Source organism: Melioribacteraceae bacterium, assembly GCA_030584085.1.
In the GTDB taxonomy this organism is placed as follows: domain Bacteria; phylum Bacteroidota; class Ignavibacteria; order Ignavibacteriales; family Melioribacteraceae; genus SURF-28.
On record CP129490.1, the window covers coordinates 823,234 to 848,245 of the forward strand.

Below are 25,012 nucleotides of genomic sequence, written 5' to 3' on the forward strand. Positions count from 1 at the left end.
AACTATGGCACAAAATATAGAATTAAAACTAAAAGTAGAAAATTTTAGTTCGATTCTTCTATTAATTAAAGAAAACAACATCACATTTCAAAAAATGATCCCACAAAGAGATATTTACTACAAATGTAATTCTGGTTTACTTAAACTTCGAATTTTTGATGGTAAGGGAGAATTAATTTATTATGTACGGAATGAAAATACTTCCAACCGAATAAGTTATTATGAAATCCTAAATGTGAACCCGGTCGAAGCAGAAAAATTTTTCAGCAATCTTTTTGAAATTGAAACGGAGGTTGTGAAAAAGAGAAATTTATATATTCATAAAAACACTCGAATTCATTTAGATGAAGTTGAAAAACTCGGTAATTTCATAGAACTTGAAACGGTTGTAAATGAAGGAGTTGAAGCCGGTAAAAAAGAATTCGCTGAAGTTGTGAAACTTCTGGAATTGGATTCATCGGATCAAATAAAATCTTCTTACCGAAATTTATTGCTTAACAAATGATTCTTACAAAAGATAAAATAAAATCAATCGATCTGATGGGAGAAATTGATAACCGAATTACTCAAGGATTGGTTAATAAATTATTGATCGTTGTTCCCACAAATAGAAAACTTCGATCAGTCAAAAAAGATATAATAAATAGATCACCGAACAAATCAGTAACCAAAATAAATATCGAAACGATAAGTACACTTGCTACAAAATTGCTTCAAGAGGTTAAACCGTTTGAACAATTGAGTGAAGCCGCTGCCTCTGTATTTATTAAACAAAGTGCGGAAAGCACTAAACTCAATTATTTTATTAATTATAAGTCCGGAATTCCAAACGGTACACTCGATAGAATCAAAAATGTGATTTCGGAATATAAAAAACATAACATAACACCCGAGAAGCTCTTTAATGAAAGTATAACTCTTGAAGGTTCGGAGAAATTAAAAGCACAAGATATTTCGGCTATATATAAAAAATTTAAAAGCCTTACCGAAGAAGTTAATGCTTACGAAATTGGTGATGTTTACGAATATCTAATCAATGTTGACAAAGAAAAGTTCAATGCGATATTCAGTAAACTTTTTAATCAAGTTGAATTAGTCGCGTTGTTGGGATTTGATCAATTCACGGTTCCTGAAGTAAAAATTATCAGTTCAATTTCGGAATTTGTGAATAATAAACTTTATATAGACTTTGACTATAATCAATACAATCCACTAATATTTAGTCACTTAGAGGATACAAGTAAACTTTTGGAATCATTTGATTTTCATGGAGTTGAAGATAAATCATTATATGAGTTTACTGAGTTCACTCAAGCAGTTAGAGAAAAACTATTTTTGCAAATCGAGAAGCGAAAAATTTCAAAATATAAAAACAGAATAAAAATAATAAGCGGAAGAAATACAGAAGAAGAAATTGAGTTAATAGCAAAACAAATAAAAACACTGATCGTTGATGATAATGTCGCTCCGCATAACATAGCTGTAGTCTTTAATTTGATATCGGAGTACTCTCCAATAGTTAAAGATATTTTTGAAAAGTATGGTATCCCATTTAATTTAACGGACAGAACATCGTTAGATCAATCCATTCCTGTTACTTCATTTATAAATGTTTTGGAGATAGGCGAGAATGATTTTTATTATAAAAATATTTTTAGAGCATTCAGTGGTAGATTTTTAAAGCATTATGAAATTGATGTGGTTAACCTAAATTATGTCGCTTCAAAATTAAAAATTATTTCTGGTTACAGAAATTGGATAAACACAATTGAAAATGAATTACATAACCAATCCAACGACGACGAAAAAATATCAGCCGGAAGATTAGAAAAGGCGTTACAAGATATTGCTAAAATTCACGAGCTTATTCAACCATTCAATAAAAAATTGACACCTATTGAGTTCTATAATTTATTAATAAAATTTCTAACCGAATCTCAAATTACTATTACAGTTTTAAAAGGTGATGAAAATTATCGTGAAGAAGATATCGCAGCTCTTATAACTTTCATCGAAACCATTGAAGAACTTTTACACCTAATTGAAAAACAGAGTAAAGATGATGAAAAATATTCTCCCACCTTTTATCTTGATCAAATAAAAACGGCATGCAGTTGGGCGCGATTCAATATTAAAGGAAGATCTGATTTTGGAGTTTTAGTGACTTCGGTTAACGAAATTCGTGGATTAACTTCTGACTATTTATTTATTGCCGGATTGAATGACGGAATTTTCCCGACAAGATATAATCCAGAAATATTTTTCTCTGGTTCATTTGCAAAAAAGGAAATTACACATCAAACCGAGGAACGTTTTCATTTCTATCAATCGCTTTGTACTTGGCGAAAAAGTTTATATTTATCAACTTCTTCTTTTAATGGAGACCGCGAACTTATCCATTCAATTTTTTTAAAGGATTTTGTTAAACTTTTTGAAGCAGAAGAAATTACTCATGAGAATTTTAAAGATTCCGCATTTACATTAGAAGAAGTACAAATTAATTATGGAAGTTTAATCGGCGTTAATTCGACAATTAATGAAGATGCGGCAACTGATTTAATTGATCTCAATGATTTGAATAAAAAAATTGCGGCACAAAAAGTTAGAACCTCAACACCGCATATTGAAAATTCAATAAATGGATTTGTTTCGCTCAATAATGATAGTATCATTACCTTAGCCTTGGACGAATTTAAAGATCGAGAATATTCTATTTCACAACTTGAAACCTATGCAAAATGTCCATTTAAATATTTTCTGCAATATGTTCTTAAACTTTCGGACATAGGTGAACCGACCGAAGAAGTTGAACCGATCGAATTAGGAAGTATCCTTCATAAAATACTTTATGAATTCTATTCAGAGTTACGTAATCAGAAAATTTCTTTAAAAAATTGTACGGAGAGTGAATTTCAAAAAGCTCAAAAAATTATTTTTTCTATAGGTGAAAGAAATTTGGATTCACCACTGTTTACATCGGAAATTTCATTTTATGAGAGAGAAAAAATTCTTGGTATTGATGGGAATCAGAAAGATTCTATTCTATATCAATTTCTCAAAAACGAAAGGGAAAATAGTGACAATTCAATCCCATCATATTTTGAAGTCGCTTTCGGTTCAATCGAATCAAGAATAAAGGATCCCACTTTATCCTCATCTCAATCAATAATCGGAGGTAATGTAAAATTTAAGGGAAAGATAGACCGGATCGATGTAAATGAATCCGACTCAACATTTGATATAGTTGATTATAAACTCAGTTTGAATAGTAAACCAACAAAGTCTGATATTTCTGATGGAATTTCTCTTCAACTGCCACTATATATGTTTGCCGCAAAACAGTTATTTGAGCGAAAAGAAATCCAATTTTCGCCCTCGGAAGTCTATCTTTATTCACTTAAATTCAATGAAAATGAACTGAAAAGGCATAAAATTTCTATTATCCCAACAAAAAGTGAGAACAGAGATAGAGAGATAGAAAATTTAATGAATGAGACAATTACTAAAATCGAATTGTATATTGAAAGTATTGTTAAAGGCGAGTTTCCATTGACTTCATTACCAGACCGGGAAAGGAAAGTCTGCAATTTTTGCAATTTCGGAAAGATATGCAGGGTTGAAGAAACCGATTTATAACACAAGAATTATTGAAAGGATAAACTTAATTTCTTATTTTTGAATCGCCACTGCAAAAGCAGTGGCAATTTTTTTTGTTAAACGTAAAAGGTGAGTAACGTGGCCAATTTCATTTACTTGAGTAAAGAGCGGTTAAGACAAATAGAACTGGAACTTAACGAATTAAAAACGAACGGTCGTAAAGGAATGGCTGAAAGAATTGCCGAAGCAAGATCACATGGTGATTTGTCAGAAAATGCCGAATATGATGCGGCAAAAGAAGAACAAGGTTTGTTGGAACTTAAGATCAGTAAACTGGAGGAACTTCTTAGTAAAGCACAAATTATAGATACTAGTTCTATGCCTAAGGATAAAGTTCACATCCTGGCAAAAGTTAAAGTGAAAAATTTAAAAGTGAATAAGGAGTTTACTTATACTCTTGTTTCTGCCGAAGAAGCAGATTTACAACAGCAGAAAATTGCTTATACTTCTCCAGTTGGTCAAGCTCTTATGGGTTCAAAAGTTGGCGATACTGTTACTGCAAATGTTCCTGCCGGCGAAATCAAATTCCAAATTTTATCGATTGATTAGATTTAACTAGTTTTTTCTTTTTTTGAAAAGGGGAGTACGAATTATACGTTTCCCCTTTTATTCGTTATGAAGGGCAATGAATAAAACAATCGAACAAAAAGTAATTAATTTCATCGATACTCATAAGCTAATAAGTGAGGGAGATAAACTTTTAGTTGGTTTAAGTGGTGGATCTGATTCGGTTTTTTTAATTCATTTTCTTAAAAAGTTTCAAAGAAAATATAAAATCGAAATCTCAGCAGCACATCTGAATCATAAATTACGAGGAAATGATTCCGAGAAAGATGAAGAGTTTTGTAAGAATTTGTGCATGAAGTTAAATGTGGAGTTTGTAACTACTCATTCAGATATTAAAAAACTAAAATCAACCAGTAAAAAATCTATTGAGGAACTTGCAAGAATTGAACGTTATAAATTTTTTGAATACACTGCGGCAAAAATTCATGCGGATAAAATTGTCACGGCACACAACTTAAATGATAATACTGAAACTATTTTGCTCAATCTCTTTAAAGGTACGGGTATCAAGGGGATTGCTGGGATCCCGATTCAACGTAATAAAATAATACGCCCGGTTTTAAGTATTTCAAAAAAAGAGATTGTGGATTATCTAAGAAAGTCAAAACTCAAATACAGAAAAGATAAATCTAATGAAGAAAATAATTATCAAAGAAATATTATAAGAAATAAAATTGTTCCGATCATTGAATCTGAGTTAAACCCGGGATTTTCAGAAGCAATATTCCGTACATCGCTAAATATGAGACTAATTGCCAAAATTATCTCAACTCAAACACAATCATATTTTAAGAAATATGTTGATCAGCAAGAAAATAAAGTTTTTATAAAACTCAATTTATTCACTGAGGTTGATGAACTTTTTATTGATGAGGTATTAAAATTAAGTTTAGTAATATTTCTTCATTCGGAAGTTACCTCAAAAGATATCTTAAAACTTCGAAAACTTGCCGAATCGCAAGTTGGCTCGGAAGTTAAATTCAAGAATAACTTTTCTGCGTTAAGAGAACGTGAATTGTTGCTCTTAAAAAGATCAACTAAGTTTGAATCAACCGAAAGCAAAATTAGAGTTGGACAATCACTACGAATAGAAGATTGTGAAATCTCAATTTACAATGTGAAGAACTCACGTTTTATAATGAACCAAAGCGGTTGTGAACATGTTTCTTTAGATGTGGAACATCCAACTTTTACAATACGAAAATGGAAAGACGGTGACAAATTCATTCCTCTTGGAATGAAAAATTTTAAAAAAGTTTCGGATTTTTTGACAGATCAAAAAATTTCTTCGTCTAATAAAAAAAATCAATTAGTTCTTACATACAGGAACCAAATTATTTGGTTGGTTGGGTTGAGAATCGACGAAAGATTTAAAATTACTACAAACACAAAACGGGCGTTTAAACTATGTCTGAAAATGAATTAACAAAAGATATTATCCAAGTTGGGAATGAAAAATTTGTTCCATTTCTTACCGAGGCTCAAATTCAAAAACGAATTGACGAGCTTGGATCTGAAATTTCAGCCGAGTATAAAACCAAACTTCCGATTTTTATCGGTGTTCTGAACGGATCTTTTATGTTCATGTCCGATCTTCTAAAACGAATTGATATAAATTGTGAAGTAGATTTTTTCAAACTATCTAGTTACGGCGATGAAAAAATTTCCTCGGGGAAAGTTAAACTTTTAAAAGAATTAAATGCTGACGTAACTGACAGACATCTAATTATAGTTGAAGATATTGTTGATTCAGGATTGTCAATCAAATTTATCGAGGAAATTTTCCGCGATCATAACCCGGCAAGCATGAAAGTTGTTTCACTTCTTTCAAAGCCGGAAAGCATCAAATATGACGTTAAAATTGATTATATTGGGTTCGAAATTCCGAACAAATTTGTAATCGGGTATGGATTGGACTATGCCCAAAAATATCGGAACTTAAAGTCAATTTTTGTGTTAAGTGAATAAAGAAATAAGGCTACAAATAATGGATAACGAAATTAAGAAAGACAATATGGCAGACGAGAATAAAAAGAGACCAAACAACTCAAAAAATCCAAAAGGTAAAAAACCTTTGGGTGGCGGTTCAAATAAACCAAATGGTGATTTCGATTGGTCGAAAGTAATTAAAACTGTTTTTAGCTGGGGCGCTGTAATTATTGCCGCAGTAATTTTTATGCAGTTTATGAGAACAGGTTCAAATACAGGTACAGAAATAACCTATGACCTCTATGAAAAATTATTAAATGATGATAAAATCACTGAATTAAAAGTGGTAAAAACCGATATAAATGATTATCGGATTGAAGGGCAACTTACTTCAGAAGAAAGAATTCTCATTAATAACAATTACATTCGTGTTCAGAATTTTACGGTTACATTTGTTGAACCTGTGCTTCAAGCTCAAATTCAAAAATGGGATGATAAAGAAATTAAATATACCTTCGTTAAAGAATCTAATGAATGGCTTACTGTAATTCTAGGACTGTTACCTTGGATATTAATCATCGCTGTTTGGATTTTGATTATGCGAAGAATGCAAGCCGGTGGAGGTGGTTCAAGGGGAATATTTAACTTCGGTAAAAGTAAAGCTAAACTTATTTCCGAATCATCCGCAAAAGTAACATTCAAAGATGTTGCCGGTGCCGATGAAGCAAAACAAGAGTTAGAAGAAATAATTGAATTTCTGAAAGAACCTTCAAAATTCCAAAGACTTGGCGGAAAAATTCCTCGTGGTGTTTTGTTATTGGGACCTCCCGGAACGGGTAAAACTTTATTAGCAAGAGCTGTTGCCGGTGAAGCAGGAGTTCCGTTCTTTACAATTTCCGGTGCGGATTTCGTAGAAATGTTTGTCGGTGTTGGTGCCAGTCGTGTTCGTGATCTTTTTGAACAAGGAAAGAAAAATGCACCATGCATAATTTTCATCGATGAAATTGATGCTGTCGGTCGGCACAGAGGTGCGGGTTTAGGCGGCGGTCATGATGAACGTGAACAAACATTAAATGCCCTCTTGGTTGAGATGGATGGTTTTGAACAAAATAGCGGTGTAATCATCATTGCTGCTACAAACAGACCTGATGTACTTGATCCGGCATTACTTCGCCCTGGTAGGTTTGACAGACAAGTTGTTGTCGATAGACCGGATGTTAAAGGAAGAGAAGGTGTGTTAAAAGTTCATACTAGAAAAATTCCTTTAGAGCCTGAAGTTGACTTAAAAGTACTTGCGAAAGGAACACCGGGCTTAGCGGGAGCTGAATTGGCAAACCTTGTTAATGAAGCCGCTCTGCTTGCCGCACGTAAGAATAAAAAAAGCGTTGGTATGATTGACTTTGAAGAAGCAAAAGACAAAGTAATGATGGGTACCGAAAGAAAAAGTATGATAATTTCGGATGAAGAAAAGAAAACAACAGCTTATCATGAAATTGGTCACGTTCTGGTCGCAAGAAAAATTCCCGAGGCAGATCCGGTTCATAAAGTAACAATCATTCCTCGGGGAAGAGCATTAGGTGTTACAACTTATTTACCGGTTGATGAGAAGCACACTTATTCGCTTGAATACTTAAATGCGATGATCACCTACGCACTTGGAGGACGAGCTGCCGAGAAATTGGTTTTCAATCGATACACAACTGGTGCCGGAAACGATATTGAAAAGGCGACCAAAATTGCTCGCAAAATGGTTTGCGAATGGGGTATGAGTGAAAAACTCGGTCCTTTGGCATATGGTCAAAATGAAGAAGAAATTTTTCTCGGAAGAGAAATTACTCGTCATCAAGACTACAGTCAAAAAACTGCGGAAGAGATTGACTCTGAAGTTAAGCGTATAATTTTAGATGCCGAACAAAGAGCGTTACAAATTCTTAATGATAATCTTGATATGCTTCATAAGTTATCTAAAGAATTACTTGAAAGAGAGATATTAGATTCTGAAGAAATAGACAAAATTATGGCTGGTGAAAATTTACCACCACTTCGCAAAGAGCCTAATGGCGAAAAATCGGTTGATAAGAATGCAGAAGATGAAATTCCTGATCATGTTCAAAAAATGATGAACGAGCGAAAGAAACGAGACACCGATTCATCTGATGAAAATAATGAAACAAAAGATGACGGCACTCGATAAAGGTTCGATTGACTATAAATATGAGATATTAAGAAAAGGGATTCATCTTGTCTCGCTTTCAATCCCTGTTATTTATTATTTTATAACAAGGGAACTTGCATTAACTATACTGGTTCCCTTAGTTATATTCTCCATTGCGCTAGATTTACTCAGATATCAGAACCCTTCAATTGGAAAAGTATTCTATAAGCTATTCGGATTTTTACTTCGTGAACATGAAAAGGATCACGAGAAAAGAAATCTCAGCGGCGCAACATATGTTTTGATTGCAGCCGTTCTTACAGTTTTAATCTTCCCAAAAGTAATCACCGTTTCGGCTTTTACAATCCTTATTATTAGTGACATTTCCGCGGCATTGATTGGTAGACGATTCGGGAGAATCAAATTTTTATCAAAAAGTTTAGAAGGAACAGCGGCATTTTTTATAAGCGCGTGTATTGTCATTATTTTAGCTCCGAAAGTTGATGGACTTCAACTTGAATATATAATCGGCTTTATTGCGGCTTTCGTTGGAGCTATAGCTGAAAATATTTCCTATGGTTACGCCGATGATAATCTTACAATCCCGCTTTCAATTGGATTTACGATGTGGGCTCTTTATGCATTGTTCTTACCAAATATGAATCTTGTTTTAAGCGGTGTTCCTAATTGAGAAACTTTCTCAATTGTCCGATGTATAATTTTGCACAATAAACTTAGAAACCAAAATGAAACTTAAATACTTTTTAATTCCAGCAATTTTTATTTCTGCGTTATTTATTCAATCATGTGATTCAAAGAAACCTGCGGTCGGAGAAGAAGATTTGATATATGTAGTTGCCGATTCGTCAGAATTTTATGAATTAGAGGCTTCCTTGCTTCAGGTATTCGGTAAAATAATTTATACACCTCAACCGGAAAATATCTTTGAATTAAAAAGACATAGTGTTAATCGCCTAGATGAAATAAAGAACAAGAAAAATGTAATTATTATTGCTCCACTTAATTCGGGCTCATACACTTCCCAATATATTAATTCGATTTTGGATTCATCAGTTACTGAGCTTGTAAAAAATGAAACAGAGTATGTGTTTAATAAATATGATCTTTGGGCTAGGGATCAGTTAGTTAGCATTATTACTGCTCCAACTTTAGAAAAGCTAAACTCCAGAATACTTAGTGATCATGATAATTTGATTTATTATTTCCAAAAAATTTCCGATAAAAGATTATTCCAAAGCCTTTACAACGAAAAATATGAACAGAAAGAAATTGAAGCTAAATTGCTCGATAAATATGGTTGGATAATTTATGTGCAGGCAGATTTCCAATTAGCAAAAGAAGATGAAAATGAAAATTTTGTTTGGTTTAGAAGAGCACCCGGAACCGATATGGAAAGATGGATTTTTGTACATTGGATTGAGAATGCATCACCAAATATGTTGGAAAAAGATTCAATCTATGCCGTAAGAAATCTTTTAACCGATAAATTCTATGTTACATCAGACTTATCTTCTTCTGTTGAAATTGCCGATAGTTATATAAGCACCAGTGAAGTAAATTTCTTAGGCAGATACGCATTGATGACTCAAGGTTTGTGGCGAATGAAGGATAAATCAATGGGTGGACCATTTGTTAATTATACTTTTTACGATGAAGATACGAAACGGATTTATATGCTCGATGGGTCAATCTATGCACCAAAATATTACAAGAAACGTTTGCTGCAGCAAGTAGATGTTTTATTGCAATCGTTTACCACAAAGGCGGATCTATCACAAGATAAGATCGATGATTTATTAAGTCACTTGAAGTAATAACTTTTAAACGAGGAATTAATTGCCCAGTCATTCGATTGGGCAATTTTGTTTTAAAATCTATATCCAATTCCAATCGAATACGATTTTTCCGGTAACATTACACTTGGATTTTTAATTGCAAAAAATAAATCAACTGGAATTTTTTCTTTATACTCTTGGTGTTGATTTGCAAACGATGCCTTCTCAATTTCCAATAATCTGTTTAACGAAGAGGTCGAACTGGTTGTGGTGTCTTTCTCTTCTACTTTTGTAATTTTTTTATAAAGAGTATAACCGACAATTGCCGCGACGATTACTCCGGCTGCTATATAAATTCCTTCATTTCCACTACTTTCTCCAGAAGAAGATCCATTCCCGGGCTGTTCATCTGCACTTATTTTGAATAAAGATTGTGCTTGTAAACTTGGTGCCGCCGATTGATAAAATCCGAAAGCCAAAAGGATTGTTGAAATAGTAAGAAGTCTCTTAATACAATTCATCTAAAGCCTCAAATTTTTTGTGTAATATATTAAAAAAGATAATGCTTTCAAGTGCAAAATATAATCAACGAATTTTTTCCAATTCTCTTAGTACTGCCGGTGGAATGTTGTATTCCGGAAAATCATGCTTAATTTTATTGTGAATAACTTTTGCATTCTCAAACATTCCAAATTGTATTTCATAAAGCAAACGATAGATCATTACATTTACAATTAAGTTGCGGATGGTTATTTCGTAATGATTAAGATTATTGTCAAACCGAATGACTGATTGCTTATAATTGATGGGAATATAGTCCGCTCCGACTTTTGCTACTTTGAATGTATATTCCATAGGAACTAATTCATATCCCTTGGGCAGAGTAAGTTCACCACTTTTAATTTCATTTAAAAATAATTCCGGTGTTATATAAAAATCTCTCTCTTCTATATTATTTGATATAAAAGAAGTAAGCAGGTTTCTAAATCGTTCTTCCAACAATCGACTATCATAAGCTTCATCCTTTTCAAAAGGTTCTAATGCTTTTAAAAACGAAATTGATTGCGTCGAAACATTAGCCATTACTTCAGGATAGAGATTGCTTAATTGGCTAAAATACCATGAACGTCTCAATAATTCTTTGTCAACGATTACAACATCATCACGATAATTTTCAACAAATTGGTAGTAATAACTTGGTGAAATAAAATAATCCCACAAATAGCTCATCACAATACTATTCTCGGTAGAGTTTTCTAAAATAGATTTTGTGTAGTCTTCGAACGCATATTTATTGCTCTGATCGACATTATTAAAGTTAATTACAACCATAACAAGAGGAATAGCAAAGAATAAGTAAATGAATTTCTTACTAAGTCTTTGTATAAACTTTATAAATAAAGCAGATGAAAAAATTATTAAGGAAATAAAAGCAAGTAAAAAGTAAGCATCGATATCTGCAATATCATAATTAATAGAATAAAAAAGTGTGCTGAAAAAGTTTATTAAAAAAAATATTCCAAGGATTTTTGTATACTTAAGTAAAATCGGAATGCCGATCATCGATATAATCAACCCTATGTAGCCTAATTCTATTGGAAGTGAGTTGACAAAATATTCAAATTGCTTTTTTGCTGCTTCGGTCGAAGAGAAAATCCAAACCTGATATTGTTTACCGGTAATATGTCGTATGATTCGTTCAAAATCTATTGGATTTCCCCAGTTCAAGATTGGTTCTTGTAATGCACGAATTGGTAAGTAAGAATATATGACAACGAGTAGGGGGACAAATATTGCAATCATCTTTGTAATTTTTAAGAATGATTCTTTTTTTAATCCATTTTGATTAAAGAAGAGTAATGCAATTCCAGGTAACAAGAGCAAAGTGGTCATGTGATTAGAGAACGCAAATGCTAAAAATATCGCAACAAAATACCAATCATATTTACCTATGTTATAATAAGCGCGTACTGCAAAAAATAAAATTAAACTTATCAAAAGTAAGTGAAGTGAATAAACTTCGACAGAAGTACTCTGAAACCAAAAGGTTTTTGAAAAGCCAACCATTAATCCTACAACCGAAGCAATTACTCCTTTTGAATCGATCGGAATATCAATTAAATGCTGCTGAAATTTTTTCCCAATTTTAACTTTTTCGGAAAAGTTGCTCAATAGTAAAAATGTAAGTTTTGCTAAAATATAAACCGAACCGGCACAATAAATAGAAACCAATAGATTTAAGACGAGTACAGTATCAACAAAAAGGAATAACTTGGAAACAAAGTATCCTAAAATTGTAAAAAGAGGATAGCCGGTTGGATGTGCAATCCCGAGAGTTGCTTGAACAGCAGTCAATTCACCGGCATCTAAATGAATTATTGTCGGGGCAAGAGTAAATGTATAAATTATAAAAACGACTAAAGCTGTAATTTCAGCATAGAATTTTGAAAAAATCTTCACAGAAAATTTCTCGTCTTATTTAATAGATCAATATTTTCTTTAAATATTTTTTGCAGCGACTCAATAAAAGATTTAGAATCATCAAATCCTAAAACATGGGCTAATTGTTGAATTTTATTTTTATCGTTTGGAATTACTGATTTATTCATAACAAATAAGTTTTGCATTGTAATTTGACACTTTTTCAAAAATAAAAAGTTTTGTTTAATTCTTTCACTTTCCTCGAGAGTGAAAAAATCATTGAGCAATCTAAGTTTGTCTGAATGACTACAATTAACGAATTCCCTATAATATTTGGAATTTCTTAATTGAAGTGATCCCAATATAGTATCAATTGTAATTAAAGCACCATGACTATTCTTAACATCCAACTTGGTTTGATTTGTATGTGAAAAACTCAGCTTAGATTTATACATTTTGTTAACTTCTTCAATGATAAAATCATTTGAATAATCATTAAGTTTTTTGGATACGGAATTAATAAGTGAATCAAAAATATTCTCAGAACCGTATAAAAATTTAGCTTTTGATAAAGCCTGAAACTCCCAAATCCTCATACGGGAATTAATATATTTTGAATAACCTTCTAAATCCCAAACGAGTGGTGAATTGTTTCCTTCAGGGCGCAAACGAAAATCCACCTCAATGGGATTTAATGTCTTTCGTAATTCAACAAGTAATTCTTGAAAATCATTTTGAGCCGAAGGACTGGTATTTAAATCTTCAACAACAACAATTAAATCGACATCGGAACCGAAACTCATTTCCGAAGTCGCAAAACTTCCCAAACCGGCTACAAAAAATGGGTAACTGATTTTTTTTTCTTCAATATGTAAAATGACTTTTTTTGTTATGAAGCTCGATAAAGTATCGGAGAAACACTTGTTATCAATTAATCCAATAGTAAATTGAACGGACAGGATAAACAAAACTGTTTCTAATGATTCTATGTTCCTGACATCAACTTCATTAAAAACTTTTTTACTTAGGAAAAGATCACGTAGTTTTTTTGAACTAAACATATAGTCAATACTTCGTTGACCAAATTCACAAATGGTTAAAAAAGTTTTAAAGAATGAGGTATCCTTAAATGAACTATACCATACCGAAGGAATGCTTGAATTGCGGATTACTTTTATAAAATTTTCTAACACTAAATCCGGTGAATTCGAACTCTGTAAATAACCAACTAACTCAGGTTCAATTTCATGAAATAACTTGATTGTTGTTATATCAAATTGTTTTTCTCCCAATAAACTCAAACCTGAGGATAAAAATTTAACATTGGATTTAGCTTTATGAATGTCTCGGAAATTTATATCTGCATAATTGCTTTTACTTTCACCGGATTTTATTTCAACTATACTTGTATAAATTTCTTTTACAGATCTTCTATAATCATTAATTGTGTTATTTAATTCATCTGCTGTTTTATAATTTAAAAATTTTGATAATTTATTTGAAAGGTCTTCATCTTGAGGAAGTGAATGTGTCTGTTTATCATTCATCAATTGAACAAAATGTTCAAGTTTTCTGTAAAGAATGTAAGCATCCTTTAGAACTTTATATTCTGTTAGAGTTATTAGATCTGTTCTTAATAATTCGTTCAATGCTTCAAGAGTATTTCCGGTTTTTAATTTAGGAAATCTTCCGCCGTTCATAAGTTGCAAAGCTTGAACTGAAAATTCTATATCACGAATCCCACCTGGAATAAGTTTAATATTTGTCTCATCTATTAATCCGGCTTCTATCGATCTTTTCATTTTGGTAATCGTTTCTGTGATCGAATTGTGAAAAGATTTAGGATATATAAAGCCATCAATATAATTTTTGAAGTGAAGGAATAGATTCTTATCTCCAGCAACAAAGCCGAGTTTAATTAACATCTGGCGTTCCCAATCTTCACCGCGGGTCTCATAGTAACGTAGATAATCCGAAATTGTTCTGCAGAGTAAAGAATTTCTGCCATCCGGACGAAGTCTGAAGTCAACTCTATACAAATAACTACTCGAAGTTATTGAAGTTGCTTCTCTGATGAATACTTGCAGAGCTTCGGAAATTAATTCGTGGTAATCTCTATTTACTTTTTCGATTTCAAAATTTTCTTTATAGAGTAAGATCAAATCAATATCTGAACTATAATTTAATTCGTTGCCACCAAGTTTTCCGAGCGAACATAAAGCATAATCCTTAGGTAATTCAATGGCGTACTTTTTACCAATTTCTTCATAGCAAATCTCAAATAATTTTGAGGAAAGTAAGTTTGCCAGTTTTGATAAATCTGCGGTAGTCTGTTTTAAATCTTTAAAAGCAAGAATATCGCAAACACCAATTTTAAGCAGATACTTTCTTTTCAAGTTACGAAGCATTTTTGTTTTTGAAGCAAGGGTTTTGAAGTTATCGACTGAATTATCAATTTCCGTAAAGAGAATTTCATCTTCAATGCTTGATGATAAATAGTCTTGATCAAAAATCTTATAGAGATATTCCGGATTTCGCACAATAATATCAGTTAAATAATTGCTTAGCGAACTGATTGCACAAATGATTTCCAAATGGTGATGGTACTTTAATGAATCAATTAGAAAGGTTTTTTTATCAAATATTGAAGAGAGTATTCTTATTAGATTTGACTCTGATGAGTTATCAAAAAAATACTTGATTGCATTTTCGTTGAGCTTTTCTATTACTAGATCATATTGCTCACCGGTAATAATTCCTTCTGAAACATTTACCAAGAAATTCTTGAATGCTTCGGACAAAGAATATTTTATTTCTTCATTACTCAAATATTTTCCTCAAAACATCCCAAATTTATACATTGTTAAACTCGTATATATCCGATAATTTGACGAAACAAATTTCACAAAATAATTTATAAGGTTGGTACTTAATTTACTCTAATATGAGCCAAATTGCATTTCGCAAGCCCTTTATTTAACTTTACTTTTTGGATACAAAACGGAGATTTGGATGGTTTCAGGCTTGATAAAAAAGTTGTTCGGGGACAAAAATACTCGTTCAATTAAAGAAATTTCACCAATTGTTGATCAAATAAATCAAGAGTACGAAAAACTAATAGATTTAACGGATGAGCAATTAAAAGAAAAAACAGAAGAATTCCGAAAACGCATTGAAGAACACGTCGGCGAATCTAAAAAGCACATCGAAGAACTAAAAGTTAAGCTTCAAGATGACGAACTCGAGGATAAAAATCCAATCTATGACGAACTTGAAGCTCTTGAAGATGAATTGCATGAAGAATATCAAACCATTTTAAATGAAATACTTCCCGAAGCATTCGCGGTTGTAAAAGATACTTGCAGAAGATTAGTTGGTAAAGAATGGATGGCTGCCGGAAATAAAATCCATTGGGATATGATACCATATGATGTTCAACTTATTGGCGGTATTGTTCTTCATCAAGGTAAAATTGCTGAAATGGCTACCGGCGAAGGTAAAACATTAGTTGCTACAATGCCAATCTACCTAAATGCGCTAAGCGGACAAGGTGTACATGTTGTTACCGTCAACGATTATCTTGCTCAACGAGATAGTGAATGGATGGGTGAAGTTTTTAAATTTCATGGATTGACAGTTGGGTGCATACTTAACACAATGTCACCCGAGCAACGAAAAGAAATTTATAAATGTGACATCACTTACGGAACAAACAACGAATTTGGTTTCGATTATTTGCGCGATAATATGGCAATCTCAAAAGAGAATTGTGTGCAACGAGGTCATAATTACGCAATTGTTGATGAGGTTGATTCTGTTCTTATTGATGAAGCAAGAACTCCGTTAATAATTTCTGGTCCAGTCGAAGTTGATGATCATAAGTTTCATGAAATGAAACCGCTGATTGAAAGGTTATTTAAAAAACAGTCTTCACTAGTGGCGTCGTTGGTACAGGAAGCTGAAGAACTACTTAAAAATAACAATGATAAATCTAATATTGAAAAGGCGGGAATAGCATTATTAAGGGCATACCGCGGATATCCGAAACATAAGAGATTAATGAAGGTTTTATCCGATCCGGATTATAAGAAATTGTTGCAAAGTACCGAGCTTGAATTTTTGCGTGAAAAAGGAAAGCGCATGCCAGAAATTGATGCTGAACTCTATTTCGCAATTGAAGAAAAACAAAACACTATTGATCTATCGGAAAAAGGTAGGGAAGAACTTTCTCGCGGTTCATCCGAGGGTAAAGATTATTTCGTTTTACCAGATCTTGGTACCGAAATCAGTAAACTCGAAAATGATCCTTCCTTAAGCGAAGAAGATCTCAAAGTAAAGAAGGATGAACTTTATCAAGTTTATAGTGAAAGAAGTGATAGAATTCATACGATAAACCAATTGTTAAAAGCATATTCACTATTTGAGAAAGATGATGAATACGTAATTACTGAAGACGGCAAAATTGCAATTGTTGATACTTTTACCGGTCGTGTTCTACCGGGAAGAAGATATTCCGACGGTCTTCATCAAGCAATTGAAGCAAAAGAGAATGTAAAAGTTGAACGTGATACACAGACATTAGCTACTATTACTCTTCAAAACTATTTCAGACTTTACAACAAACTTGCCGGTATGACAGGAACTGCAGAAACAGAAGAAGGCGAGTTTTTCGAAATTTACAAACTGGAAGTCGTTGTAATTCCGACAAACAAACCGGTAGTTAGAGAAGATGAAGACGATGCCATCTTTAGAACCAAACGAGAGAAGTATAATGCTGTAATTGAGAAGATAAAAGAACTGCGTGATGAACAGCGTCCGATACTAGTTGGTACTACAAGTGTTGAAGTTTCTGAAACCATAAGCAGAATGTTGAAACGTCAAGGCGTTCCTCACAATGTATTGAATGCTAAACAACATAAAAGAGAATCTGAAATTGTTGCACATGCAGGTCAACCGGGCGCAGTTACAATTGCAACTAACATGGCCGGTCGAGGAACCGATATAAAGCTTGGTGCAGGTGTCAGAGAACGCGGCGGACTATTTATCCTTGGTACTGAACGTCATGAATCCCGCAGAATTGATAGACAGTTGCGAGGTCGTTCGGGAAGACAAGGCGATCCCGGTACAACTAAATTCTATATCTCGCTTGAAGATGATTTGATGAGATTATTCGGAAGTGACAGAGCCGCATCCGTTATGGGTAAAATCGGTTTGGAAGAAGGTGAAGTAATTCAACATCCGCTTATCACCAGATCGGTTGAACGTGCACAGAAAAAAGTCGAAGAAAATAATTTTGCAATTCGTAAAAGACTTCTTGAATACGATAACGTTATGAATCAACAACGTGAAGTTATTTATTCAAAACGACGTCAAGCTCTTGAGGGTGAAAGATTGAAAGGTGAAGTCTTTGCATATCTTGAAGAGTATGTTGAAGACTTGCTAAATGAACATTATGAGAACGCTGAAACCGAAGCTATAAGAGAAGCGTTACTTCAAAATCTTTTAGTCGATTATAAAATAAATCCTGAGAATTATGAATCAATCGGTAAAGATGGTCTTAAGGAAAAAATTCTTGAAGAAGCGAAGAGTTTCTATAAACGAAAAGAAGAAATGCTTGGCCACGAACTTATGGCCCGCTTAGAAAGATATGCAGTCCTATCTGTAATTGACGATAAATGGAAAGAACATCTTCGTGAAATGGATGATCTTAAAGAAGGAATTGGTCTTCGAGCTTATGGTCAGAAAGATCCTCTCATCGAATACAAATCAGAAGGTTTCAAGTTGTTTGTTCAATTGTTAGAGAGATTACGAAACGATACAATATCATTCTGCTTTAAATTTTTCCCGGCTCAACCTGATGAAGTTCAGCAAAGAAGACAAAAGCCTATGCAAAGAATAACTACTATTAAGGACAGTGTTACTAATCTTGGGATGCAAGGCAGCGGTCAGCAAGATGAAGGTGGTAGAAGGGGTAAAGTTCAACCAATTGTTAGACAAGAAGAAAAAGTCGGTCGTAACGATCCATGTCCTTGTGGGAGCGGTAAAAAATTCAAAAATTGTCATGGCAGAACTTAAGAGGTCCATATGAAAAAAATTGAGGCCATTATTCGTCCCTTTAAATTGGATGAAGTTAAAGAAGCTTTGCTTGAAGAAGGTGTACGTGGTTTAACTATTTCCGAAGTTCGTGGATATGGAAGGCAAAAAGGTCATAAAGAAACATATCGCGGAAGCGAATATCAGATTGAATTTGTTCCCAAAATTAAAATTGAAGTTGTTGTTGATGATCCGATGGTTGAAAAAGTGATCGATGCAATATTAACGCATGCAAAGACAGGTCAGGTCGGTGACGGTAAAATATTTATTTACAATATAGAAGACATTATAAGAATAAGAACGGACGAATCAGGTCCGGAAGCATTATAGGAATTGATGTGAGTATGAGGATTAAAAAATTTCTGCCTATAGCTATTTTGCTGATTTTTACCGGTTGTGGAATTTGGACTGACTTCACAACATTTTTTAATCTTTATTTTAACACTCGCGAACTGTATTACCAAGTAGACGAAGAAATTTCAAAACTCCCTAAAGATCCTTTTCAATTGAAAGAACCGGAAATAACCGGTACAATCAAAACAAACCTCATCAAAATTCAGGAGAAAGCTTCAAAAATATTGCAGCATGAAGCGGAATCATCATATTTTGATAATGCTTTATTCATTAGCGGTTGGGCTTTTTACTATAATGGTGATTACATAAAAGCCAATCGAAAATTTCAAGAATTAGCAAGTTTAGGAACAGATGAGTATGATCTAATCAGTAGATTGTGGATCGGTAAATGCGAATTACAGATGCGAAACTTTGAAAAGGGATTGAAAATAGTTGAAGAAGTTAGAGACTCTGCTCTAGTGCGCGAAGATGAAGAAGTTCTAAACGATGCTTATAAAATTATTATTTCATATCACATTGACCGCGAACAATTTGAAACCGCTATAAGTGAAGGCGAAAAATATATTGAAATTTCTGAAGATGATAAATTTAGTGCATTAGTACTTTATCAAATTGGGTTGCTTCACCTTAAGTTTAATAATCAAGAAGAAGCCGCTTCAGCATTTGCTTCTGTACTTGATTATTCTCCCGATTTTGAGACTGCATTTAATAGTCAATTTGAACTTGCTAAATTAAAAAGGGAACTTGGACAAATTGATGAAAGCCGAGATATGCTAAATAGTCTTTACAATGAAGGCAAGTATTCAAGCTTTTGGGGTGATGTTTATTATGAGATTGGAATGATTGAATACAGTGCTGAAAATTACGAACGGGCATTTAATATTTTTACCGACGTAAATTCATTATATGCTTCGAGCAAAGGAGCTATCAAAGCAAATCTTATGCTCGGTGAAATTATGAGAAATGTTTATGCGGATTATGATTCTGCTAAAGTTTATTATGATAAGGTAAAAGGCAACAATGTAGATCAAGAATTAAAAGAAACCGCCGAAATATATTCTCAGTCGATCACAAGTTACATCAAATTTAAGTCTGATATTCAACAATCTAGTCGACAAATCACGTACATTTTGGAACCACAAGAATTTTTTAGAGATTCCTTAGCATATAATAGGTTTCTTGTCCAGTCCGGTGCAGTGAAAAATGATCAGAAGATTGATCAACCTTTCGGCACTGATACCACTAATACTAACATTACAACACCAACAGATACTGCAGCAATATCTGATACAACTTCAACACTTGCTGCTGCCGATTCTGTAATATCAACAACCCCAATATTCAGTGTTGATGATTTTGACGATGATTATATACTCGAAATCAAACCAATATTTCCAACAGTTGGTATAGATTCTTTGGAATCTAAAATTGCGAAAGATTACTTTGCCTTGGGAAATTTGTTCTTTTCAGATTTGATGAGGCCTGATTCAGCATATTATTATTATGACTTATTGCTAAAGGATTATCCGGAAACCAAATATAAACCTCGTGTAATGTTTGCTCTTGCAACCTATTTTGAAACAAAAGGTAATAAAGAGCAAAGTGACAGTCTCTATTTAGAAGTTTACAATGAGTATAAAACTCATCCTTTAGCAAATGAATCGGCTAAAAAGCTTAATAAACCATTGTTGTTTACCGATTCAGATCCGGCACAAACCAAATATTTAATTGCCGAATCCCAAATAGAAGAAGGAGAACTTGATTCTGCATTAGTGATATTAAAGAATATTTCTCATGAACATCCAGAATCAATATTCAAACCAAAATCGTTGTATACTATCGGCTGGATTTATGAAAATAAAATTAATCAGCCTGACTCAGCGGCAGTTTATTATTCTGTGTTGGTCGATGAATATAGAAATAGTGATTATGCAAAAGCAGTTAATCCGAAAGTAAATAATTACAAAGCCGAACAACAAAGAATTGAAAATGAAAAGAAGAAAGCAGAAGAAGATGCAAAACAGCAAGAATTGGATCCGCAGCCAGAAACACAAAAGGAAATTTTAGATGAAGATACGCAAGTAATCAATGAACAGATTATTAATTCTCCCGTGAATTTAGAAGAACCGACAGACACAACCCAAACCAAAAACGATTAAGCAACATGACCCGGAAACAATTAATTAAATTAATTGAAGAGGGCGAAAAACTCACCGTTGAATTTAAAAAACGTTTTTCATCAGAAGATAAAATTGCAAAAGAGATGCTCGCTTTTGCCAATACAAAAGGTGGAATAATAATTTTTGGTGTTGAGGATAATGGTAAGATATGTGGAGTTCTTAGTGAAAAAGGTGAAGCAGAGTTAATCAAGACTGCCGCGGAAAAGTATTGTGAACCACCTTTAAAATATTCGTTAGAGTTTATTAACATTGGGCAAGACGAGCTTGTTATTGTTGAAATTCCCGAATCACAAATTAAACCGCACAGAATTCAAGACTATCAGAATAGACTTGATTTGAATACGGCGCAAGTTTACGTAAGAGTAAATGACAAAAGTATCCCGGCAAGTAAGGAGATGATAAAATTATTGCAGAATAAAACTAGTGGTTCATCCCTTGTAAATTATTCAGTTACAAAAAATGAAAAAGTAGTTTTTGAATTGCTTCAGAATAATGATTCAGTTACCGTAAAAGACTTAGCAGAAAAAGCAAATCTTTCTAGCAGAAGAGCTTCCAGAACTTTAATTAATATGGTTAGAGCAAACTTGCTATTTATTCATCACAAAGAAAATGGAGAGGAATTTTTTACTCTTGTTTAAGTTTTTTGTCAAACACTCTGCGCAATTCAAAAATTGAGATACCGTACGCAACAGCAACATTGAGACTTTGCTTAATTCCATACTGCGGAATTTCGATAGAGAAATCACATAAATCAATTAACACTTGCTTAACGCCGGTTATTTCATTCCCAATTATTAAACACATCGGAAAGTAGTTTTTATCCAGTGAGTAATGGGGGAGACTTTTTGTAGTCTGTTCTAGCGCACAAATTTTGTATCCCAACTTTTTATAATGTTTAATCGGCTCAACAGGATCTTTAAAAAATTCCCAAACAACACTATCTTGTGAACCAAGTGATGTTTTCAGGACATCTTTTTTGGGAGGATGAGGAGTGTAGCCGGTAGGTATTAATTTTTCGATCATTGCTCCGTCGGAAGTTCTGAAAATTGAGCCGACATTGTAACTGCTTCTTATGCTGTCTAATACAACAACAACTGGTAATTTCCGAACGGTTTCGATTGACTCAATTGTACTTCTGTTTTCCGAAATTTCTGAATGTGATAATTTTCTCATACAATTTTCTACTTGCTTGTTAATCGTAATCCGATTACGCCTGTAACAATTAATAGGATAAATATTATTCTCAAAACATCCTTCGACTCATTAAAGAAGAACATTCCATATATCGCAACCCCTACAGCACCAATCCCTGTCCAGACAGCATATGCAGTCCCAACAGGAATATATTTTACTCCCATTGCTAGAAAAATATAACTCAGAATCATTGTAATTACAGTAAAAATAGAAGCTCGCAGATTAGTAAATCCTTCACTATATTTTAAACCAATTGCCCAACTGATTTCAAAAACTGCGGCAACTAAAATGTAAATCCATGCCATAAATTATCCCAACTTATAAAAGTAAATTAACGATGCTGAATACGAAACGAATGCAATATTTAAAAGTAAAGGAAAAAAAAACAAGCCAGTGACGTTACCGGCATAATAGAAAGCATAGGTAATAAACATTGCTATTAGAAGAATCATCCAAGAAAATGCGGCGGCTTCTTTCATATTACTTTGCTGTTTTTCATCGTATTTATCTTCGGAATTTTTCCTATTCTTGGAAACTGCAGTCAATAAGAAAGCTGCTAAAGCTGGTATTAGAAGAATTTCGAAAAGATGGGTTGTCAATATTTCATCACCTAAAATAATAGTGAGTATTAGACCGAGTCCGCTGCAGATTAACAGAACGATATTTGTACCATAAAATAATTTATCAGACATAATTATTTTATGTGCAAATTCTGAATTAGAAATAATCCATGCACCTGTGAATAAGAAAAGGAGGAGGACGATAATAATTATTTTCACTTCCATTTTACCCTCCAACGTATTTTATTATTTTGTCCGTCTATTAAATAGAAAATATCTTCAACACTTGTATCAAAGTATTTTGCGATTTTTAACGCAAGAAAAGCTGAGGGAATAAATTTACCTTTCTCGATCGAGATTATTGTCTGGCGTGAAACACCCACTGCAGTTGCCAAGGCTTCTTGAGAAATACTTCCACGGCTTTCTCTAAATTTTTTTAAATCGTTGGCCAGTTTCATATAAAATGTAAAGTGTACTTTACAAGTTATGCAGAATTGATGATTGAGTCAAGTACCCTTTACAATTATTTCTTCTCTTCGGTTTTAGGGGATTCCCAGTCAAAAAGTTCACCATTTTTGAAAAAGTAAGTAATATCTCCATAATACCATTGACTAAATTTTCCCCAGGGTTGATTGTTTACCGTAACACTATCGGGTTCACCCCAGCTATCCTTCATCATTTCTTCGGTCATCCCGGTCCATATCTGACCAAGCGAAACTTTCGAACCGGCTTCTTCACCATACCTTAAAATGTATAATTCTTTTAATTCAACCCGTAGTTTTTGTTGAAGTGAATCTCTCAATTTTTTAAGCGCATCAATATCATTGCGTAGCTGCTCATTTGTTTGTTCAATCTTTTTTGAGGAAGTGAGAAGACTGTCTTTTTTCCCGGGTTTTGATTGAGCTGAAATTGTTAGTGTAAATAATAGTATTATAATAAGATATTTCATGTAATTTCCTTTCATTAAGATGCTTTAACGGCAAGCTGTCCGCATGCTGCCGCAATATCATCACCTTGTGTATTTCTAATTAATACTGTAATCCCATTATTTCTTAATTGCTCGGCAAACTCTTCGATTTTTTGATAAGTTGTTGGTTCAAGTTGACCGGAAAATCCATCCGGGTCCATATGTTTAATCGAGTTGAAGGGGATTATATTAATTTTTGATGGAAGACTTTTGCAGAGTTGTGTTAATGCTTTCACATCTTCCGGTCGATCGTTCAAATCTTTTAGCATGGTGTATTCGAATGTAATTCTAGTCTTTGTCTTTTCAGAATAATATCTAAGTGCGTCAATATTTTCTTTGAGTGAATATTTTTCATTGATCGGCATTATCTTCGAGCGAATATCTTCAAAACAAGAATGAATTGACAATGCAAGCTTAATTCTGATTTCATTATCCGCAAGTTCTTTAATTTTATGTGGAATTCCTGCAGTGGATAATGTAATTCTATTTCTACTTAAACCTGTATTAAGTTCGTTTGTAAAAATTCTAATCGCATCCGAAGTATTTTGGAAATTTAACAACGGCTCACCCATTCCCATAAAAACAATATTTGTGATAAACTTTTTGCCATATTCTTTTGCGGCTAATAAATATTGATCAACAATTTCACCCGAAGTTAAATTTCTTTTATATCCCATTAAACCTGTTGCGCAAAATTTACAATCCAACGGACATCCGACCTGAGTTGAAATGCAAAGTGTATTTCTGTCTTTATCCGGAATAACCACGGATTCGATCAACTTCCCATCAAAAGTCTTGAAAAGATATTTTTTTGTCATTGTAGTTGGAGAATCCTGATAGTCAATCAAATCCAAACTAATCAATGAAACTTTTTCTTTTAATTTTTCTCTCAACTCTTTGGACAGATTTAACATATTGTCAAAATCAAATTCGAGATGATTGTATAACCAATTAAAAACCTGTTCACCGCGGAATGATTTTTCACCGATAGATTCAAAAAAATTCTTTATTTCGGAAAGAGTCATCCCCTTTAATTCTATTTTATTACTTTTATTTGACATGGGTGCAAATATAATAAACAAATTGGTGTATAGGTATTTTTATTGAAATTTCTACAAACATTAAGTAGTTTGAAAAGC

The 25,012-nt window shown here is 33.1% G+C and carries 21 protein-coding genes; 12 read left to right on the forward strand and 9 right to left on the reverse strand.

Annotated features, from left to right (window positions below):
* Positions 1–4 precede the first annotated feature (4 nt).
* The 8 genes from QY331_03775 to QY331_03810 all read left to right on the forward strand — a co-directional run bounded on the left by QY331_03775 (position 5) and on the right by QY331_03810 (position 10,143).
* Entirely contained in the window at positions 5–505 is a 501-nt protein-coding gene (locus tag QY331_03775; protein WKZ70375.1) for a class IV adenylate cyclase, read from the forward strand.
* On the forward strand, positions 502–3,636 hold the full coding sequence (locus tag QY331_03780; protein WKZ70376.1) for an exodeoxyribonuclease V subunit gamma: 3,135 nt from the start codon (positions 502–504) through the stop codon (positions 3,634–3,636). The genes QY331_03775 and QY331_03780 overlap by 4 nt, the downstream gene beginning before the upstream one ends.
* A 99-nt stretch (positions 3,637–3,735) precedes the next feature.
* Complete coding sequence (gene greA / locus QY331_03785; protein WKZ70377.1) at positions 3,736–4,206, forward strand: transcription elongation factor GreA; 471 nt, start codon at positions 3,736–3,738, stop codon at positions 4,204–4,206.
* A gap of 76 nt (positions 4,207–4,282) precedes the next feature.
* Positions 4,283–5,650, forward strand: a complete 1,368-nt coding sequence (gene tilS / locus QY331_03790) for a tRNA lysidine(34) synthetase TilS (protein WKZ70378.1) — start codon at positions 4,283–4,285, stop codon at positions 5,648–5,650.
* Entirely contained in the window at positions 5,632–6,192 is a 561-nt protein-coding gene (hpt, locus tag QY331_03795; GenBank protein WKZ70379.1) for a hypoxanthine phosphoribosyltransferase, read from the forward strand. The genes tilS and hpt overlap by 19 nt, the downstream gene beginning before the upstream one ends.
* Positions 6,193–6,211: 19 nt before the next feature.
* On the forward strand, positions 6,212–8,347 hold the full coding sequence (gene ftsH / locus QY331_03800; GenBank protein WKZ70380.1) for an ATP-dependent zinc metalloprotease FtsH: 2,136 nt from the start codon (positions 6,212–6,214) through the stop codon (positions 8,345–8,347).
* Positions 8,319–8,999 (forward strand): SEC59/DGK1/VTE5 family protein, encoded by a 681-nt coding sequence (locus QY331_03805; protein ID WKZ70381.1) that lies wholly within the window; start codon positions 8,319–8,321, stop codon positions 8,997–8,999. The genes ftsH and QY331_03805 overlap by 29 nt, the downstream gene beginning before the upstream one ends.
* 55 nt (positions 9,000–9,054) lie before the next feature.
* Positions 9,055–10,143, forward strand: a complete 1,089-nt coding sequence (locus QY331_03810) for a DUF4837 family protein (GenBank protein WKZ70382.1) — start codon at positions 9,055–9,057, stop codon at positions 10,141–10,143.
* A 53-nt stretch (positions 10,144–10,196) separates the two neighbouring features.
* Here QY331_03810 and QY331_03815 read toward each other — a convergent pair whose 3' ends face one another.
* From QY331_03815 to QY331_03825, 3 genes are all read right to left on the reverse strand, one after another.
* Positions 10,197–10,625 carry a hypothetical protein gene (locus QY331_03815; GenBank protein WKZ70383.1) on the reverse strand — a complete coding sequence of 143 codons (429 nt, stop codon included), beginning with the start codon at positions 10,623–10,625 and terminating at the stop codon, positions 10,197–10,199.
* A 64-nt stretch (positions 10,626–10,689) separates the two neighbouring features.
* Positions 10,690–12,564 (reverse strand): DUF2723 domain-containing protein, encoded by a 1,875-nt coding sequence (locus QY331_03820; GenBank protein ID WKZ70384.1) that lies wholly within the window; start codon positions 12,562–12,564, stop codon positions 10,690–10,692.
* On the reverse strand, positions 12,561–15,353 hold the full coding sequence (locus tag QY331_03825) for a hypothetical protein (GenBank protein ID WKZ70385.1): 2,793 nt from the start codon (positions 15,351–15,353) through the stop codon (positions 12,561–12,563). Before QY331_03825 ends, QY331_03820 begins: the two co-directional genes overlap by 4 nt.
* A 184-nt stretch (positions 15,354–15,537) precedes the next feature.
* Between QY331_03825 and secA the strand changes: the two genes are divergently transcribed.
* Genes secA through QY331_03845 form a run of 4 tightly spaced genes read left to right on the forward strand, consistent with a single transcriptional unit; the run spans position 15,538 to position 21,790 of the window.
* The gene (secA, locus tag QY331_03830) at positions 15,538–18,600 is read left to right on the forward strand and encodes a preprotein translocase subunit SecA (GenBank protein ID WKZ70386.1); all 3,063 of its coding nucleotides are present in this window, start codon (positions 15,538–15,540) and stop codon (positions 18,598–18,600) included.
* Positions 18,601–18,609: 9 nt separating this feature from the next.
* Complete coding sequence (locus tag QY331_03835) at positions 18,610–18,948, forward strand: P-II family nitrogen regulator (GenBank protein ID WKZ70387.1); 339 nt, start codon at positions 18,610–18,612, stop codon at positions 18,946–18,948.
* A gap of 14 nt (positions 18,949–18,962) precedes the next feature.
* Positions 18,963–21,131: a tetratricopeptide repeat protein gene (locus QY331_03840; GenBank protein ID WKZ70388.1), complete on the forward strand. Its 2,169-nt coding sequence runs from the start codon at positions 18,963–18,965 to the stop codon at positions 21,129–21,131.
* A gap of 5 nt (positions 21,132–21,136) precedes the next feature.
* The gene (locus QY331_03845; GenBank protein ID WKZ70389.1) at positions 21,137–21,790 is read left to right on the forward strand and encodes an ATP-binding protein; all 654 of its coding nucleotides are present in this window, start codon (positions 21,137–21,139) and stop codon (positions 21,788–21,790) included.
* On the opposite strand, the gene QY331_03850 is transcribed toward QY331_03845, so the two are convergent.
* The 6 genes from QY331_03850 to rlmN all read right to left on the reverse strand — a co-directional run bounded on the left by QY331_03850 (position 21,777) and on the right by rlmN (position 24,934).
* On the reverse strand, positions 21,777–22,325 hold the full coding sequence (locus QY331_03850; GenBank protein ID WKZ70390.1) for an RNA methyltransferase: 549 nt from the start codon (positions 22,323–22,325) through the stop codon (positions 21,777–21,779). The genes QY331_03845 and QY331_03850 overlap by 14 nt on opposite strands.
* An 8-nt stretch (positions 22,326–22,333) precedes the next feature.
* Positions 22,334–22,651 carry a multidrug efflux SMR transporter gene (locus QY331_03855; protein WKZ70391.1) on the reverse strand — a complete coding sequence of 106 codons (318 nt, stop codon included), beginning with the start codon at positions 22,649–22,651 and terminating at the stop codon, positions 22,334–22,336.
* Positions 22,652–22,654: 3 nt separating this feature from the next.
* Positions 22,655–23,131: a hypothetical protein gene (locus tag QY331_03860; protein WKZ70392.1), complete on the reverse strand. Its 477-nt coding sequence runs from the start codon at positions 23,129–23,131 to the stop codon at positions 22,655–22,657.
* On the reverse strand, positions 23,122–23,364 hold the full coding sequence (locus tag QY331_03865; GenBank protein WKZ70393.1) for a helix-turn-helix transcriptional regulator: 243 nt from the start codon (positions 23,362–23,364) through the stop codon (positions 23,122–23,124). The genes QY331_03860 and QY331_03865 overlap by 10 nt, the downstream gene beginning before the upstream one ends.
* 65 nt (positions 23,365–23,429) lie before the next feature.
* Positions 23,430–23,855 (reverse strand): hypothetical protein, encoded by a 426-nt coding sequence (locus tag QY331_03870; GenBank protein WKZ70394.1) that lies wholly within the window; start codon positions 23,853–23,855, stop codon positions 23,430–23,432.
* A gap of 14 nt (positions 23,856–23,869) precedes the next feature.
* Positions 23,870–24,934 carry a 23S rRNA (adenine(2503)-C(2))-methyltransferase RlmN gene (gene rlmN / locus QY331_03875; GenBank protein WKZ70395.1) on the reverse strand — a complete coding sequence of 355 codons (1,065 nt, stop codon included), beginning with the start codon at positions 24,932–24,934 and terminating at the stop codon, positions 23,870–23,872.
* Positions 24,935–25,012 lie beyond the last annotated feature (78 nt).